1 protein-coding gene is annotated in these 337 nt (G+C 55.8%); it reads left to right on the top strand.

Features of this window, described 5'->3' with window-relative positions; translation table 11 throughout:
* A partial coding sequence (locus HFD99_RS25860; RefSeq protein ID WP_167441079.1) for an AMP-binding protein occupies window positions 1–337 on the top strand: 337 nt, incomplete at both ends.

Here is a 337-nt window from a genome sequence, read left to right as displayed (position 1 = left end):
CGGGTGCGCCGTTATTGCTGATTCAAAAGCATCTGCACGAGAAGACCGACTTCGCAGGAACGCGCCTCGAATTGGACAATTTCGTTTGGGGCGACAGAGGGGCGGACTCCGAAAGTGCGCTGGACGCTTTGAACCTGGAGCCGATTTCCGGGCCAGTCAACCTGGCTTATGTCATCTACACGTCGGGAACGACCGGCAGACCAAAAGGAACGCTGATCGAGCATAAGAACGTCGTGCGCCTCCTGTTCAATGACAAGAACCTGTTCGACTTCGGGCCGTCCGACACGTGGACGCTGTTCCACTCGTTCTGCTTCGATTTCTCCGTCTGGGAAATGTA

This window comes from Paenibacillus sp. EKM301P, from assembly GCF_011800295.1.
Classification (GTDB): Bacteria; Bacillota; Bacilli; order Paenibacillales; family Paenibacillaceae; genus Paenibacillus; species Paenibacillus polymyxa.
Note: the sequence above shows the minus strand (reverse complement) of the source record. Positions and strands in the feature narration are given on the sequence as shown.